The organism is Chryseobacterium salipaludis (assembly GCF_022968825.1).
GTDB lineage: Bacteria > Bacteroidota > Bacteroidia > Flavobacteriales > Weeksellaceae > Kaistella > Kaistella salipaludis.
Window position 1 is genome coordinate 354,166 of record NZ_JALHKS010000002.1, and the last position, 15,083, is coordinate 369,248.

General features: G+C 46.2%; 15 protein-coding genes and 1 tRNA gene. 7 read left to right on the plus strand and 9 right to left on the minus strand.

Features of this window, described 5'->3' with window-relative positions; all coding sequences use genetic code 11:
- Positions 1–10 precede the first annotated feature (10 nt).
- Positions 11–1,255 (minus strand): DUF445 domain-containing protein, encoded by a 1,245-nt coding sequence (locus tag MVI27_RS04350; protein ID WP_246959464.1) that lies wholly within the window; start codon positions 1,253–1,255, stop codon positions 11–13.
- Between the two features lie 174 nt (positions 1,256–1,429).
- On the opposite strand from MVI27_RS04350, the gene msrB reads away from it, so the two are divergent.
- Complete coding sequence (msrB, locus tag MVI27_RS04355; RefSeq protein ID WP_323134566.1) at positions 1,430–1,888, plus strand: peptide-methionine (R)-S-oxide reductase MsrB; 459 nt, start codon at positions 1,430–1,432, stop codon at positions 1,886–1,888.
- Between the two features lie 54 nt (positions 1,889–1,942).
- On the opposite strand, the gene MVI27_RS04360 is transcribed toward msrB, so the two are convergent.
- The 3 genes from MVI27_RS04360 to MVI27_RS04370 form a co-directional block, all read right to left on the minus strand.
- Positions 1,943–2,395 carry a hypothetical protein gene (locus tag MVI27_RS04360; RefSeq protein ID WP_246959465.1) on the minus strand — a complete coding sequence of 151 codons (453 nt, stop codon included), beginning with the start codon at positions 2,393–2,395 and terminating at the stop codon, positions 1,943–1,945.
- A gap of 33 nt (positions 2,396–2,428) precedes the next feature.
- Positions 2,429–5,068, minus strand: coding sequence for a TonB-dependent receptor domain-containing protein (locus MVI27_RS04365; RefSeq protein WP_246959466.1), 2,640 nt, complete (start codon positions 5,066–5,068; stop codon positions 2,429–2,431).
- Positions 5,069–5,139: 71 nt separating this feature from the next.
- Complete coding sequence (locus tag MVI27_RS04370) at positions 5,140–5,529, minus strand: hypothetical protein (protein ID WP_246959467.1); 390 nt, start codon at positions 5,527–5,529, stop codon at positions 5,140–5,142.
- A gap of 124 nt (positions 5,530–5,653) precedes the next feature.
- Between MVI27_RS04370 and MVI27_RS04375 the strand changes: the two genes are divergently transcribed.
- Positions 5,654–6,415 carry a murein L,D-transpeptidase catalytic domain family protein gene (locus MVI27_RS04375; RefSeq protein ID WP_246959468.1) on the plus strand — a complete coding sequence of 254 codons (762 nt, stop codon included), beginning with the start codon at positions 5,654–5,656 and terminating at the stop codon, positions 6,413–6,415.
- 64 nt (positions 6,416–6,479) lie between these two features.
- On the opposite strand, the gene MVI27_RS04380 is transcribed toward MVI27_RS04375, so the two are convergent.
- A complete protein-coding gene (locus MVI27_RS04380) occupies positions 6,480–7,265 on the minus strand; it encodes a GLPGLI family protein (RefSeq protein WP_246959469.1) in 786 nt (261 codons plus the stop codon).
- Positions 7,266–7,410: 145 nt separating this feature from the next.
- On the opposite strand from MVI27_RS04380, the gene MVI27_RS04385 reads away from it, so the two are divergent.
- The 4 genes from MVI27_RS04385 to sufD all read left to right on the plus strand — a co-directional run bounded on the left by MVI27_RS04385 (position 7,411) and on the right by sufD (position 11,505).
- Positions 7,411–7,740: a HesB/IscA family protein gene (locus MVI27_RS04385; protein ID WP_246959470.1), complete on the plus strand. Its 330-nt coding sequence runs from the start codon at positions 7,411–7,413 to the stop codon at positions 7,738–7,740.
- Positions 7,741–7,827: 87 nt separating this feature from the next.
- Positions 7,828–9,276, plus strand: coding sequence for a Fe-S cluster assembly protein SufB (gene sufB / locus MVI27_RS04390; protein ID WP_246959471.1), 1,449 nt, complete (start codon positions 7,828–7,830; stop codon positions 9,274–9,276).
- A gap of 75 nt (positions 9,277–9,351) precedes the next feature.
- Positions 9,352–10,095: a Fe-S cluster assembly ATPase SufC gene (sufC, locus tag MVI27_RS04395; protein WP_246959472.1), complete on the plus strand. Its 744-nt coding sequence runs from the start codon at positions 9,352–9,354 to the stop codon at positions 10,093–10,095.
- An 84-nt stretch (positions 10,096–10,179) separates the two neighbouring features.
- On the plus strand, positions 10,180–11,505 hold the full coding sequence (gene sufD / locus MVI27_RS04400; RefSeq protein WP_246959473.1) for a Fe-S cluster assembly protein SufD: 1,326 nt from the start codon (positions 10,180–10,182) through the stop codon (positions 11,503–11,505).
- 181 nt (positions 11,506–11,686) lie between these two features.
- Here the strand turns inward: sufD and MVI27_RS04405 are convergent.
- The 4 genes from MVI27_RS04405 to MVI27_RS04420 all read right to left on the minus strand — a co-directional run bounded on the left by MVI27_RS04405 (position 11,687) and on the right by MVI27_RS04420 (position 14,208).
- Positions 11,687–11,760, minus strand: a tRNA-Asn gene (locus MVI27_RS04405).
- A gap of 74 nt (positions 11,761–11,834) precedes the next feature.
- Positions 11,835–13,172, minus strand: a complete 1,338-nt coding sequence (gene rseP, locus MVI27_RS04410; protein WP_246959474.1) for an RIP metalloprotease RseP — start codon at positions 13,170–13,172, stop codon at positions 11,835–11,837.
- 113 nt (positions 13,173–13,285) lie between these two features.
- Complete coding sequence (locus MVI27_RS04415; protein WP_246959475.1) at positions 13,286–13,747, minus strand: hypothetical protein; 462 nt, start codon at positions 13,745–13,747, stop codon at positions 13,286–13,288.
- A 29-nt stretch (positions 13,748–13,776) separates the two neighbouring features.
- On the minus strand, positions 13,777–14,208 hold the full coding sequence (locus MVI27_RS04420; RefSeq protein WP_246959476.1) for a DUF6646 family protein: 432 nt from the start codon (positions 14,206–14,208) through the stop codon (positions 13,777–13,779).
- Positions 14,209–14,319: 111 nt separating this feature from the next.
- On the opposite strand from MVI27_RS04420, the gene MVI27_RS04425 reads away from it, so the two are divergent.
- Entirely contained in the window at positions 14,320–15,081 is a 762-nt protein-coding gene (locus MVI27_RS04425; protein WP_246959477.1) for an amidohydrolase, read from the plus strand.
- Positions 15,082–15,083: the final 2 nt, after the last annotated feature.

A 15,083-nucleotide genomic window follows, 5' to 3' on the forward strand; every position in this document is an offset into this window, starting at 1 on the left:
AATACGCTTCTTAAATGAAAAAGTGGGCCACCGTATAAATAATCAATCCTACCAAACCGCCCACCAGCGTGCCGTTCACCCGGATAAACTGTAAATCCTTTCCGACTTCCAGTTCCAGTTTTTCGCTGAGTTCCTTGCCTTCCCAGTTTCCCACCGTGGAACTGATGAGCTCGCCGAACTGATGGGTGTTTTTTAAGATATATTTGTACGCCGTGCTGCGAATCCAGCCATCAATCTTTTGTTGCAATACCGCGTCGGTCTGCAGATTGCCCGCCAGTGTGTTTAGGTTTTTTGTGATGTAGCGTTTTAGGGCAGACTGCTCTGTTTCCAGTTCCTTTAGCACAGAAGTGCGGACCGAAACCCAGATGTCGCCTGCATATTTCTGCAGCTTTTCACTGCCAAGGAAATCATTTTTCAGGGTATCCACGTTTTCTTTCCATTGTTCACTGGTTTTCATTTCCTGCGCAAACTGTAAAAGCTTGGCGCTGATTTCTTTTCGCAACGGATGCGCGCCATCCTCTTCCACCTCTGAAAAGTAACCTGATAAACCCGAACTGATTTTTTCCGCAATACTGTTGTCCACAAATTTGGGAATCAGGAAGTAGCTTTCCTTTTGCACACGCTCCTTTACCATATCCTCATTATTCAGAATATAATTTTTAATCTGACCGGCGAGATTTGTAATCAGTTTCTGATGATCATTTTTTTCAACGATATATTCCAGTCCGTTTCCCAGAATCTGGTTGATCTCCACATTGTCTGAAAACTCGTGTAATTTTTGAGTGATGAATCCTGTTACCTGCCGCTCGTCGAGTTTAATGATAATATCACGTGCAATCACCGAAAGCTCTCTAACCAAAGTCTGCTGATGCGCCGGCTGAGCGAGCCATTTTCCAGCCATGCCTGAAACCTGAAGTTTCTGAATATAAGGACGGATGTTCTGCGCGGAAAGAAAATTGCCGACCACAAAATTGCCCAGATTATCACCAATTTTTTCCTTGCTTTTTTCAATCAGGTTGGTATGCGGAATTTTTAAACCCAGCGGGTGGTGGAACAAGGCCGTCACTGCAAACCAGTCTGCCAGCGCGCCAACCATGGCCGCTTCGGAAAAAGCGCGAATATAGCCGATCCAGTGTGCCGGATTTTTTTTACCTAAAATGGTCATTAAAACAAATACAGCAGCCATCAGGACAAAAAGGCCGGTGGCAAACATTTTGTACTTTCGGAGCTGCGATTTTTTCTCTGTGTCATTCATAAAGTCAAAAATAAAAATTTAAGATTTGCTGTATTCAAGGCAATCCAAAACGGCGGAAAAATCGTACCTATACACATGAAATCTCTTTTTATAATACTCGTTTGCCTCTCCCTTCAGATGTGTTCCCAAGTGAAAACAACTGCAAAAGCGGACATAGGCGCTAATGTTACTTCTATGGAAAATACCAACAACACAAAAAACAATCCATACTATTCCCGTACGGACCGCACCAAACTGAATGTGACCAACGCCGAATGGAAAAAGATTCTGCCGCCGGACCTTTATGCTGTGGCGCGCGAGGCTGATACGGAACGGCCGTTTACCGGAAAATACAATGATTATGACGAACTGGGCGAATACTATTGCGCGGTTTGCGGAAACCATTTGTTCCGGTCAGATGCCAAGTTTTCTTCCACCTGCGGCTGGCCCAGTTTTTTCGAGGCTGATAAAGAGGGAACCAGCTACAAACGCGATTCTTCTTTCGGGATGGAAAGGATAGAAGTGCTGTGCAAGCGCTGTGATTCTCACCTTGGCCACGTTTTTAACGATGGTCCGCCACCAACCGGTACGCGCTACTGCATGAATTCAGTTAGCCTCGATTTTGTACCGGATTCCAAAAGTGAAACAAAATAAAAACAAAAATGCAGCGAATAATTTTCGCTGCATTTTTTTATGGATAAACTTTAACTAAGTCAAAGGAGCTCCCACCTGTAAATCACACCGGTGAAACGGCTCACCGTGCGGCGGATTGAGTGCAGGCTTTGCACCGGAAGCTACCGGCGCAGGAGCCGGAGAACCAGGTGCAAGCGGTGCCGTATTGAAATTGCCGGCCTGAGGCGCGGGAACAACCTGTGGCGCAGGCATTGTGGAAGCCTGCTGCGGTGCACTGTCAATCGGGGCACCTACCGGAATATCGCAGCGGTGGTAGGGCTGCCCGTGTTCCGGGTTCAATGTGGGCTTGCCGGTCGTACTGGCTGCCGTGGTATCATTTTTAACCGGTGCGGCTACCGCGGAATCTGCCGGCAGCAGCAGGGAATCATTTTCACCCGCCTCCACGTTTTTAATCTGCTGTACCTCAGCTTGTTTTTTATCGCAGGAAGTCAGCAGTACGGCGGCTATCAGGAAGGGAATCAGTCTCATTTATTTCTGTTTTTCCAAAAATACACTTTTAAATTAAAATTTAAAATCCAGCCCCAGATATACATTGGCCGGCATCACCGGAGCGTAGATCATGCCCGCATCGAAATAACTTCCGAAAGGATTCTGCACATCAATGATCGGATTCTGCTGCATATAGCCGGTGAGGTTTTCTCCACCCACATAGAGCCGAACTTTATCATTAAAGTTTCTCGAAATCTGTGCATTCAGGGTTGCATAAGAAGATGAGTATGCCGGCAGTCGGTATGCTTCCGGGTTTGCAGACAGATCCGGCAGCTTTTGTCCGCCGATCAGCTGCAGGGTTGCATCAGCACTCCAGAAACCGCCTTTATCATTCTTCGTGGTGGAATACGCGGCATTAAAGAAGCCACGGTGTTTTGCCATAAATGGAATTTCCCGTCGACCATCGGCGTAATCAGCCTGTACATCATAGTATTTATAAGCAAGCCTGAATTCCAGATTTCGGGCAGGTACAAAATCCAGCTGCGTCTGAAAACTGTTGGCAAATGATTTTCCCTCCAGATTATAAAAAACGATTTTCTGCGGTGAGATATCTAAATCGGTAAGTACCTGATTCTGGAAATCAGTACGGAAGAAGTCAGCAACCAGTGTCGCTTTGCGGTTAAACAGTTTGAATTCCTGCTGCAGGCTCGCGCCGTAATTCCAGGCAATTTCCGGTTCCAGTCCATAAATCTTGCCGCCGTTGCCCAGGATCTCAATGGTACGGTTCGAGGCAAAATACTGCTGGCTTTCTGCAAAAATATTCGCTGTGCGGAAACCACGACCGGCACTCAGGCGCAGAATTGTTTGTGGCAGGATGTCATATTTAAAATTCACCCGCGGCGTAAACTGCGTTCCCGCCAGATTGTGGAAGTCCGCCCGGGCACCGGCGACCAATGTGTATTTTTCACCCGTCATGGTGTATTCAAAGAACAGTCCCGGCACCGTTTCCGTGCGCTGGAAGTTCTGTGTCAGGTAATCTTCGTTATAACGGTCATACAGGAAGCTGGCACCTGTTTTATATTTATGGTTCGTGTCGCCGAAAATACTCTCAAATACCAAATTGGAGTAGAATGTTTTCTGGTTGCCCCAATAATTCCGGTTCCCGAAGAAACTGTCCTGCGTGTGGGTGCTGAACTGGTTCATCCAGCCGATGGATTGGTATGGTTTATCCTTAAACATATACCCCGTTTTGTTCCAGATTTCAAACCGTGACAGATCAATCCCGACACCATACGGTGACTGCAGACTTTGATCCTTTCTCTTATCGAAAGCAGTTTGCCCACCAAAACGCTCATCCTTCACGAAGTTAATGCCGAAATGCGTCCCCAGTCCGGTGTGTTCCAGATCATTGTAATTAAGGAGATACGCTGCATTAATCTGATTACCGGTCGGCTGGTCCAGAAAGCCATCATTATTGGAATCTGTTTTTGCGGTGGTCACGTTTCCGTGCAATAAAACCGACTGGTTCCAGTGTTCATTAAGCAAAGAAGTGGAGGTAATATTACTCTCAAAACGTCCGTGGATATCACCGAAAAGGTTAATGGCCGTTTCCGGCTGGTCTTCGGTTTTCAGCAGTTCCGTATTAATCTGGCCGGTGATACTTTCATAGCCGTTTACGACTGTGCTTCCGCCTTTGGTTAGTTGGATACCACCGATCCAGCGTCCGGGAATTAAATTTAGTCCGTAAGGTGCCGCCAGTCCGCGCACGGACGGAAGCAACTCCTTGGTCAGCGCGGTGTATTTTTGGTCCAGTCCCAGCATTTTCAGTTGCTTGGTGCCGGTTACTGCATTGCTGTAGGAAACATCAACCGTGGCATTGGTTTCAAAACTTTCCGACAGGTTACAGCAGGCTGCTTTCAGTAATTCCCGGCCACCAATTTTATAGGTCAGTCCGGCTTCGTTTTTATTTAAAGCCGTCGCTGCTGCCATTTTGGTTACGCGAACTTCTTCAATGGATTTATTATAGTGGTCCTCATGCTGGGAGAAGTTTTTCTTTTTGGCAGGCTGGTCGGAGTGAACACCGCTTCCTTTTTCGCCCCAGGCGGTGTCGCGCTCATATCGGCAGCAACCCGGTAATTTGCTGTACACATCGTCGGATGCCCGGTGTTTCTCATTATCATGGCCGGCATCAGCTATTTTTTTTAGGATCGCATCGGCAGTGGTTTTCGCCGGATCGAATTCCAGCGTGACCGCCTGCGTTTCCGGATTCCAGCTGGCAGCAGAAGCGCCGGCAGCCTTAGCCGCACCTTCAATCCTGGCCTGACACATATCACAGTTGCCGCGCACAAAATATTGGTTATCTGCTTCTACCGGTGCTGCGGGTTCACGGTCATAGAGGCAGCAGCCAGGCAGCTTTTCATAGACTGCATCGGATGCGCGGTGCAGTTCATTATCGTGGCCGGCATCAGCAATTTTCTTCAAAATAGCATCTGCTGAGGTGGTAGCAGGATCGAATTGTAATGATACTTTCTGGGTATCTGCATTCCAGTTTGCAGCGGTGGCTCCCGCCTCCTTTGCTGAGCCTTCAATTCTGGCTTTGCACATATCGCAGTTTCCTTTTACGGTAAAACTGGTCTGATGAATTGTTTGTGCAGATAAAAAAGTAGTAAAAAAGAGTGAAAATATCCAAAGACTTTTCAGTAATGAATTCATATTGATTTAAAATAAAATAATAACATAGGAGTACAGCCGAAAGAACATTCTTCCGGCAAAAGCGGTTGTTATTATCCTATTTTTGGCGGTTGCCAGATGTTATGAAAAGGAGTAGAGAAAAAAGGAGTTCCGTAGTTGAAACTGCGCAATGTTGCGAATAGCTGCTGGTTGGCAAGTTTGCTTTCCGTTACGGGCAAATAGGTCACTGCGAAATGCAAGGTGCACATATGGCAATCCGAGCAGGAGTTATTGCAATCATCTTCCTGGGAGGAAGTATCGCCCGAAGCGCCGTGGCAGGAATCCGTTTTTTTAGTCGTGCAGCAATCAGCAGACATCTGCGCACACGAATCGGCCACAGGTGCAGCCGTCATCGGTTGTGAAGGCCAAACAATCAGTGCCAGCGTGAGCAGCATTAAAAAGGTTTTGAGTCTTGCTTTCATGCAACCGCAAAGGTAATACATTAAAACATTAATTAAAAAAGACTAGCGTTAAAGTTTACCAAATTGAGTTAAAAAGACGCAATCCATTGGGTTAAATATGAATAGTTTGTACCTTTGCGCGGTCAAATTATTTAACATAATATATATGAAGAGTGTTTTGCTGGCGATGATGACAGTCGTGTTTTTTGCCACCTCATTTTATACCAAAGAAAATAAAAGAACTGTTGAGTCTGCAACTTCAACAGTACCTAAGAAAACAAATACCGTTCCAACCGAATCCGAAAAAACAGCCGTGACGGCAGCGGAGGTGTATTCAGAAATTAATTTTGCTAACGTTAAAGAACTAAACGCTGAAATTTTCGATAAAGCCTACCGTGGGTTTATGAACCTGAAAGCAGCCGGAAAACTTCCTGCTGAAGCGCATCTGCTCACCGTTTGTGATTTCTCTCTTTCTTCAACTCAGAAAAGATTGTGGGTAATTGACCTGGAGAATAAAACAGTGCTTTTTAATTCGCTGGTAGCTCATGGTAAAAATACCGGTGATGAGTTCGCTACCCGATTTTCCAATACTGAGAGTTCTTTGCAAAGCAGTTTGGGCTTCTATGTGACCGATGTTACCTACAATGGGAATAACGGCTATTCCCTTCGGCTGCACGGAATGGACGCCGGCTACAATGATGCTGCCCTGCAGCGCGCAGTCGTAATGCACGGTGCTGATTACGTAAGTGAAGATTTCATCCGGGCGCACAAAAGAATTGGCCGCAGCTGGGGATGCCCGGCCGTTCCGCGGGCACTGGCCGAACCGATCATCAATACCATTAAAGGTAAAAACTGCCTTTTCATTTACTACCCGGACAGCCAATACCTGTCTGCTTCGAAATGGCTGAACGCCGGTGAAATGGTTTAACGGAGCGCTACAAACAAGCATAAATAAAAACTCCCGGTACATTGCTGTATCGGGAGTTTTGTTTTTACTCAAGTTCAATCGGATTATTCCTGCGCGTTTCTTTCTGAGTTTCGCCTCGCGGCGCCGGTGGGCTGATCTGGGTAATGCGTACACGCGAGTTATTCATCATGGACATCGGGTCTTCCCGCCATTTCGCCATCTGTTTCTGAAAGACTTCCCGTTTCACCGGAATTGTCTGAGCGCGTCTTTCTGAGAATGTTGTCGGTTCTGCAATTTTTCGTGTTTCCAGCAGATCAAAACTGTAGGAACCTGTTTTGTCTTCTGCCTTCACAATCAGGCCGGGCAAGCCTTTGAATTTGTACGGTCCGTCGGGAAAAGGAATTTCTGTGGTAAACCAGGCGTACCAGGTGCGGCCGGCAAACATGGTTTCGGCTTTTTGTGCTTTGTATTCGCCTACTGTTGTAGTCTCCGGCAGAATATTCCAGTTAATGGGTCGGTCTTCTTCGTACTGATAGGTGTCCATCGCGATAGGTGCTTTATATTGCACCTTGCCGGAGGCATCTTTTTCGATAATGAAATTTAAGTCTGTTCGTAACTGTGACATCAGTTCCCGGTCAAAATTAAAGTTTCCGGTCTGTCGCATTCTCGTCATTACCGAATCCCGTAAGACCCGCTTCTGCGGATAAAAAACCGACTTGTCGCTGAAAACATCAAGATAGGCGAGTTCTGTTTTAACGGCGGTATGGTCCGTGGAATCCGGGCGGCTGGTCACCTCATAAATAAAGCGGGTACCTTGGGCCGCGAGCAACTGGCCGAAAACAGCGAGCAGCAGCAAAGAAAATTTTTTCATAAAAATATTTTAAGTTAAGATGGTAAGTCGCTACAGAAGTTAAATGTACATCTATGGCATGCATAGACAAATGTACTCCCGGCCAATTTGATTTTAGCTTTATTATTAGTAATTTTGCAATATAAAAATATTCTAAATAAAAACAATGATAAAGGTTAGTGATCAGGCGAAAGAGAAAGCGGTACAGCTGATGACTGAGGATGGTTTCCGGCCTTATGAAGACTATATCCGGGTGGGAGTGAAAAGCGGTGGCTGCTCCGGTTTGGAGTATGTTCTGAAATTCGATAATGAGAAAACCGACACCGATCAGGTGTTCGAAGATAACGGAATCAAAATCATCATTGATAAAAAATCAGTTTTGTACCTCGCAGGAACCATTCTGGAATATTCCGGCGGGTTGAATGGGAAGGGATTTGTGTTCAATAATCCCAATGCGAGCCGTACCTGCGGCTGCGGTGAGAGTTTCTCGCTTTAAGAAACGCTTTTAATACATCCGACATTACCGGAAAACAAAGAAAAACAGGAAGGCAACTGCTCCTGTGGCAAGCCTTCACAATATATTATGGCTAAATATACTGAAGACGATCTTCGCGTCGATCTTGAAAACAAACAATACGAGTACGGCTTTGTAACGGATATCGAATATGACGATTTCCCCGCAGGCCTGTCTGAAGAAATTATCCGGATGATTTCCGAGAAAAAGGAAGAACCGGAATGGATGACCGATTGGCGGCTGGAAGCGTTCCGCATCTGGCAGAAAATGGAAGAGCCGGACTGGGCGAATGTAAACTATGAAAAGGTGGATTTCCAGGCGATCCGTTACTATGCGGCGCCGAAGAAAAAGCCGGAACTGGCCAGCCTGGATGAAGTAGATCCGGAATTGCTGAAAACTTTTGAGAAACTGGGCATCAACATCGAGGAGCAAAAAAGGCTCAGCGGTGTGGCGATGGATATCGTGGTGGACTCTGTTTCAGTAAAGACGACTTTCCAGGAAACGTTAAAGGAAAAAGGAATTATTTTCTGTGCCATTTCCGAGGCGATCCGGGATTATCCGGAACTGGTGCGCAAATATATCGGAAAAGTGGTGCCGCGTGGCGATAATTTCTATGCTGCGCTGAACTCCGCCGTGTTCTCAGACGGTAGTTTTTGCTACATTCCGAAAGGCGTGAAATGCCCGATGGAACTTTCCACCTACTTCCGTATCAATAAATCCGGCAGCGGCCAGTTTGAAAGAACCTTGCTGATTGCAGATGCTGACAGTTATGTTTCCTATCTGGAAGGCTGCACAGCTCCGGCGCGTGATGAAAACCAACTGCACGCCGCCGTGGTGGAACTAATTGCCATGGACGGTGCCGAAATCAAATACTCCACTGTACAAAACTGGTTCCCGGGCGATGCCGAAGGAAAAGGCGGTGTTTTTAACTTCGTGACCAAGCGCGGTATGTGCGAGCGCGGGGCCAAGATTTCCTGGACGCAGGTGGAAACCGGTTCAGCCGTTACCTGGAAATATCCGAGCTGCATTCTGAAAGGTGATAACTCCATTGGTGAGTTTTACTCTATTGCCGTGACCAATAATCATCAGTATGCCGATACCGGTACCAAGATGATCCACATCGGGAAAAACACCCGTTCTACCATTATTTCCAAAGGGATTTCTGCCGGTGAGTCCAATAACTCCTACCGTGGCTTGGTGAAGGTAATGCCGACCGCTAAAGGTGCCCGGAACTTCTCGCAGTGCGACTCATTGCTGATGGGTAACCGCTGCGGTGCGCACACTTTCCCTTATATTGAAATTAAAGACCCGTCCGCACAACTGGAACATGAGGCCACGACTTCCAAGATCGGGGAAGACCAGATCTTCTATTGCAACCAGCGCGGAATCAGTACTGAAAAGGCGATTGCACTGATCGTAAATGGCTTTGGTAAGGAAGTGCTGAACAAACTGCCGATGGAATTTGCCATTGAAGCACAAAAGCTGCTGGAAATTTCCCTGGAAGGCTCTGTGGGCTAAGCAACTTTAAATTTAAAAAAATATACACTGATTTTTCCGGTGCAACAGCCGGAATATAACTGACCTAACAGTACTATGTTAACAATAAATAATCTACACGCGAAAATTCAGGATGGTGCTGAAATTTTGAAAGGAATTAATCTGCAAATCAACCCGGGCGAAGTACACGCCATCATGGGTCCCAACGGTGCCGGGAAATCAACCCTGGCTTCGGTGGTATCCGGAAAAGAGGATTACGAGGTAACCGAGGGCGAAATTGTTTTCCAGGGTGAAAACATCTCCGAGGAAGCACCGGAAGAACGTGCACACCGCGGTATATTCCTGTCTTTCCAGTATCCGGTGGAAATTCCGGGCGTTACGGTAACCAACTTCATCAAAGCTGCCATCAACGAAAACCGTAAAGCTAAAGGGCTGGAGAATATGTCGGCAAAAGAAATGCTGGCTTTGGTAAAAGAAAATTCTGAAAAGCTGAACATCAAGCGCGACTTCCTGCAGCGTTCACTGAACGAAGGCTTTTCCGGTGGTGAGAAAAAGCGTAACGAAATATTCCAGATGATGATGCTGGATCCGAAACTCGCTATTCTGGATGAAACTGATTCCGGGCTCGATATCGATGCGCTGCGTATCGTGGCAGATGGCGTGAACTCTTTCCGCAACGAAGGAAATGCCGTGCTCCTGATTACGCACTATCAGCGTTTGCTGGATTATATTCAACCTGATTTTGTACACGTGCTGGCAGATGGTAAAATCATCAAAACCGGTGATAAATTGTTGGCGCTGGAACTGGAACAGAGAGGCTATGACTGGCTGCTGAACTGATAGCAAGTTTCTTCTGCCTTTCTCACTGTACAGCCTTTTACTTATTAAATTAAAGTAAAGGCAGTTATAAAATTAAAATATATAATGGCTTTACTAGAAAATATACAAGACCTGCATCCTACTTTTCTGGAAACGCTTCGGCACCGGTTTTTGGATGAATCCCGAATTGAAGCATTGCGCGGCTTTTTGCACCGCGGTTTCCCTACGCGCCGGGATGAGGAATATAAATACACCAACCTGCGGGAAATCACCGAAAAGAATTTCAATTTCTTCCCCAAGGAAGAGCACACACTGCTCAAGGAAACCATTGATGAACTACATCTGGGTGAGGAAAACTTCGACTGGATTGTTTTCGTAAATGGCAAACTGCGAAAAGAGCTTTCCAAAATTTCAATTGAAAATACGGAGCTGCTTTCTTTTAATTATGCTTTAAACGATCCGAATCATAAAGATGTTTTTGAGGAATACTTCAATACCATCGCCGATGCGGATCTGGCCTTTACCAATCTGAATGCCGCGTACTGCAAACATGGCTTCTTCCTGAAGGTGCCGAAAAACGTGGTGATTGAGAAACCGATTCACGTGTTTTATCTCTCCCAAAACCAGGACGAGAACACCTTCTATAATACCCGCAACCTGCTCGTCGTGGAATCCGGAGCACGCGTGGAAATTATTGAAAGTCACCATAATTTTGATGATACTTACGTGCTGACCAATTCCGTCACGGAAATTTTTGCACACCCAAATGCAAAGGCAGACTGGCACAAACTGCAGAACGACAGCAATACTTCTTTCCTGATTGACCATACGTTTGCCAAACAGCAGCGCGACAGTCAGACGACGGTGAACACGTTCTCCTTTGGTGGTAAGCTCGTTCGCAATAACCTGGATTTTATTCAGGAAGGCGAGAGCATTCATTCCTTCATGAACGGGATTACCATTATTGGCGATGAACAGCTGGTGGATCACCACACGGCGGTTCATCATAACACACCCAACTGCGAGAGTTACCAGAATTACAAGGGGATTTATAAAGGGCAGTCGCACGGCGTCTTTAACGGTAAGGTATTCGTGGCAAAAGAAGCCCAGAAAACCAATGCCTATCAGCAGAATAACAATGTGCTGCTAAGCGAGGGCGCTACCATCGATACCAAACCGCAGCTGGAAATTTTTGCAGATGATGTGAAGTGCTCCCACGGTTGTACCGTTGGTCAACTGGATGAAGATGCACTTTTCTATCTGCGTGCACGAGGAATATCTAAGAAAGAAGCCCAGGCGATGCTTTTATTTGCCTTTGCGAATGATGCCATGCAGAATATCGACATCGAAGCGCTTCGCGTGAAATTATCCAAGCTTCTGGCTGAAAAACTAGAAGTGGATATGGCTTTCGAAGACATCTTTGAAGGATAGAATTTCTCACAATAATAAATAAATGAACCCTGACGGAACCTCGTCAGGGTTTATTTTTGGGCTCATAAGAAGCGATATGGTTGCTAACCCGTTGAAATAAAAGTGGATGAAGGCAGCCAGTGTACCACGCTCACCGTGACTTTTAAACACAAAAAAACCATCACATTTCTGTGATGGTTTGCTCCTCTTGCTGGGCTCGAACCAGCGACCCTCTGATTAACAGTCAGATGCTCTAACCAACTGAGCTAAAGAGGAGTGTTGCTCCTTGCTGTAAGCGTGTGCAAATATAGAAACTTTTTTTATTCTTCCAAAATAAATTTTAAAAAAGTTTAAAACTTACCGGTAATCCACTTCACGATGTCGTTTCCGAAGATCAGCACCATCAGTCCCAGCAGGAATAAAACGCCAATCATCTGTGCATTTTCCAGTACTTTCTGCGGTACTGGTTTGCCGGTAATTATTTCCCAAAGGGTAAACATCACGTGGCCGCCATCCAGCCCCGGAATCGGGATCAGGTTCAGGAAGGCCAGCCACACGGAGAACATCGCCGTAAAGCCCCAGAAAAACTCCCAGTTGATGGTTTCCGGCATTTGCTTGATGATTCCAATTGGGCCGGAGACTTTTTTATATCCCTGTGTCTTGGTATTAAAGATAATTTTGAATTGTTTTACCTGCATGACCAGTACATCAATGGTACGGGTCAGGCCGCGCGGGATGGCTTGTGCCCAAGAATATTGTTGCGTGACTTTGGCCTCGTCCAGCGTCCTTTGTGCAATTGCATAATCTGGCGCAAAACCGAGTTTTCCTTCATTGTCGATTTTTCCCTTCAGTTCCTGTTGAACTCCGTTTCGCTCTACCTGCAGGGTCACCGCCTGATTGCTGTATTTTTTTAACTCAGCCGTCATCTCGTCGAAAAAACGCACGGGCTGGCCGTTCACTGCGGTAATCCGGTCACCTTTCATAAGTCCGGCTGCCGCAGCGGCGCTGTTAGGCAAAATACTGTCTGCCACCACCGGGAAACGCGGACTGAAATACGCGCGCGCGCCATCTTCTGCCAATACTTTCGCTACGCCGTCCTCATTTACCGGGAAGGTAACTTCCTTTCCGTCTCTGAGTACGGTTACTTCATTAGCAAAAAGCATATTCACGGTAGAGGTTTCCATGCGCTCTGCCGGTTTACCGTCAATTTTCAGAATGCGGTCGCCGGTTTTTAAACCCATCTGTTCACCGGCTTCGGTTACGGCAATGCCATTTTCGAAACGTGCATTGGCGTGATAGGTTTCTCCTTTAAAATAACTCAGGCAGGTGTAAATCGCCCAGGCCAGAAAAAAGTTGACGGTTACGCCACCCAGCATAATGATGAGTCGCTGCCACGCCGGTTTCGCGCGGAATTCCCAAGGTTCAGCCGGTTTTTTCAGCTGTTCGGTGTCCATGCTTTCATCGACCATGCCCGCAATTTTCACATAGCCGCCAAAAGGCAGCCAGCCGATACCATATTCGGTGCCGCGCATTTTTGTTTTAATTAATGAAAACCAGGGATCGAAGAAGAGGTAAAATTTTTCAACCTTGGTGCGGAAAAGTTTAGCAGGGATAAAGTGGCCGAGTTCGTGGAGAATAACCAGAATCGAAATACTCAGTATAAATTGGAGTAACTGTATAAGCGTCATGTACTTGTTTAATAAAGATTGCGAAGATACGAAATATCAAACCGTACCCAAAGAAAAAAGGCCCTCATACTGAGAGCCTTCCCCGAAAAAATTCTAATTGTAATATATAGGTATTAGAATGTAAATCTAAAGCCAGCGGCAAATCTGCCGGCAGCTGCATCAGAGTTGTCACCAATGAAGAATCTTGGTCTCCAGTCCATAGAGAAATCAAGTGGTGCACCCGGAATTTTGAAGTCCAGACCAATCATGGCTGCTGGTGCAAAGGTAGTATATCCATCGCCAAAAGCAATAGCAGGACCTAAACCAACATACCATCCCAGCCCATTTGTTCCGGCAAATGGCTGCTGATACTGGTAATTAGCCTGTACCATGGTAACACCATCTCCGAACAATACGCTGAATTCACCTGCGTGATTCGGCTGGAAGAAATGCTTCACGTGCGGACCCACCAATGTAGAACCATCACCGAAATCAACTAAAACGCCGGCACCGGTGCGGTAGGACTGCGCCTGCGCCTCGGTAGTTCCTAAAAACATAGTAACACCAAGGGCTGCTGTGGAAAGTAACTTTTTCATAATATTTATTTTTTAATGTTTATATCTGATTACAGATTGATGGAAATCCCCAGGCTTCCATTATTTCCGGCTTCAATAAACGCGCCGAACTTGTCATTGAAGAAATATCGGGCTCCGATATGAGCACCCAAGCCAAATGAATTGCCCAGCACACCCACATCCAGACCCGGATAAATATCCCACTGCTGCGGCAATTCCAACAGATCTCTTAGATGAAAGTTCACACGGCCAAAAATGAAGAAATTGTTATCGTCATCGTAGTCGTTAAAGTAAATATTGGCGCCTCCACCGAGCGAGATCAGGTCGGTGATCCCGTAATCATAGGTTCCGGTGATTCCGGTTCCGTTGCCCCAGCCACTAAGACCAATTTGCACTTTCTGATCGCCGGCTCCCTCCCAGGCCTGCGCGAATGCCAGCTGCCCGAATAAAGCAAAGGACAGCAGGGTTACTAATTTCTTCATATATTAAATTCTTGGTAAAACGTCATAGCAAAAACAAGACCAAGTGCGAGCAATATTTCCAGTATCCATGCGGAATTTTGTATCTTCCCTGATTATTAGAAGGAAAATAAAATGCAATCAATATTAAAAGTAACCGGCCTTAACCTGGATATTTCCTGGAAAAATCCGGATGAGAATTTTCGAAAAATAGAAAAAGAACTGGAAGGTGTACAAACCGATCTGGTCGTTCTGCCTGAGATGTTTAGCACCGGATTTTATATGAAACCGGCGGATATTGCAGACCGCAACGGGACTACACTTTCGTGGATGAAAGAGCTGGCGAAGAAACATCAGTTCGCGGTCGCCGGCAGTGTGTCTGTGCAGGAACATGAGAAATTTTATAACCGTTTTTATTTTGTAAAACCCGATGCTGATTTTTGTCATTATGACAAAAGGCATCTGTTTACTTATTCCGGCGAGGACAAGCGTTACACGCCCGGCAAGAGCCGTACCGTCGTGGAGTACAAAGGCTGGCGGATCTTGCTGCAGGTTTGTTATGACCTTCGTTTCCCGGTTGCTTCCCGAAATACCGGGGATTATGATGCGGTTTTATATGTGGCAAACTGGCCGGACACCCGCGTTCAGGCCTGGAATGTTTTGCTGCAGGCGCGCGCGATTGAAAACCAGGCTTATGTGGTTGGCATTAACAGAATTGGAACCGACGGTAATCATCTTACCTACGTGGAAAGCTCCTGGATTTTTTCGCCTGAAGGTAAAGATCTTACTCAAAAAAACGGCTCGCTCATCTCTGCAAATCTAAATGCAAATGACCTGAGAGAATTTCGCCAAAAGTTTCCGTTCCTAGAAGACCGCGATGAGTTTCAGTTACTATAAGA

What these genes read in the sequence shown, in the direction of transcription:
- msrB (WP_323134566.1), top strand. Translation starts at nt 1,430, where the DNA reads ATGGAAAATACCAACAACACAAAAAACAATCCATACTATTCCCGTACG.
- MVI27_RS04420 (WP_246959476.1), bottom strand. Translation starts at nt 14,208, where the DNA reads ATGAAGAAATTAGTAACCCTGCTGTCCTTTGCTTTATTCGGGCAGCTG.
- MVI27_RS04375 (WP_246959468.1), top strand. Translation starts at nt 5,654, where the DNA reads ATGAAGAGTGTTTTGCTGGCGATGATGACAGTCGTGTTTTTTGCCACC.
- MVI27_RS04365 (WP_246959466.1), bottom strand. Translation starts at nt 5,068, where the DNA reads ATGAATTCATTACTGAAAAGTCTTTGGATATTTTCACTCTTTTTTACT.
- sufD (WP_246959473.1), top strand. Translation starts at nt 10,180, where the DNA reads ATGGCTTTACTAGAAAATATACAAGACCTGCATCCTACTTTTCTGGAA.
- MVI27_RS04380 (WP_246959469.1), bottom strand. Translation starts at nt 7,265, where the DNA reads ATGAAAAAATTTTCTTTGCTGCTGCTCGCTGTTTTCGGCCAGTTGCTC.
- MVI27_RS04415 (WP_246959475.1), bottom strand. Translation starts at nt 13,747, where the DNA reads ATGAAAAAGTTACTTTCCACAGCAGCCCTTGGTGTTACTATGTTTTTA.
- MVI27_RS04360 (WP_246959465.1), bottom strand. Translation starts at nt 2,395, where the DNA reads ATGAGACTGATTCCCTTCCTGATAGCCGCCGTACTGCTGACTTCCTGC.
- rseP (WP_246959474.1), bottom strand. Translation starts at nt 13,172, where the DNA reads ATGACGCTTATACAGTTACTCCAATTTATACTGAGTATTTCGATTCTG.
- MVI27_RS04425 (WP_246959477.1), top strand. Translation starts at nt 14,320, where the DNA reads ATGCAATCAATATTAAAAGTAACCGGCCTTAACCTGGATATTTCCTGG.
- sufB (WP_246959471.1), top strand. Translation starts at nt 7,828, where the DNA reads ATGGCTAAATATACTGAAGACGATCTTCGCGTCGATCTTGAAAACAAA.
- MVI27_RS04385 (WP_246959470.1), top strand. Translation starts at nt 7,411, where the DNA reads ATGATAAAGGTTAGTGATCAGGCGAAAGAGAAAGCGGTACAGCTGATG.
- sufC (WP_246959472.1), top strand. Translation starts at nt 9,352, where the DNA reads ATGTTAACAATAAATAATCTACACGCGAAAATTCAGGATGGTGCTGAA.
- MVI27_RS04350 (WP_246959464.1), bottom strand. Translation starts at nt 1,255, where the DNA reads ATGAATGACACAGAGAAAAAATCGCAGCTCCGAAAGTACAAAATGTTT.
- MVI27_RS04370 (WP_246959467.1), bottom strand. Translation starts at nt 5,529, where the DNA reads ATGTATTACCTTTGCGGTTGCATGAAAGCAAGACTCAAAACCTTTTTA.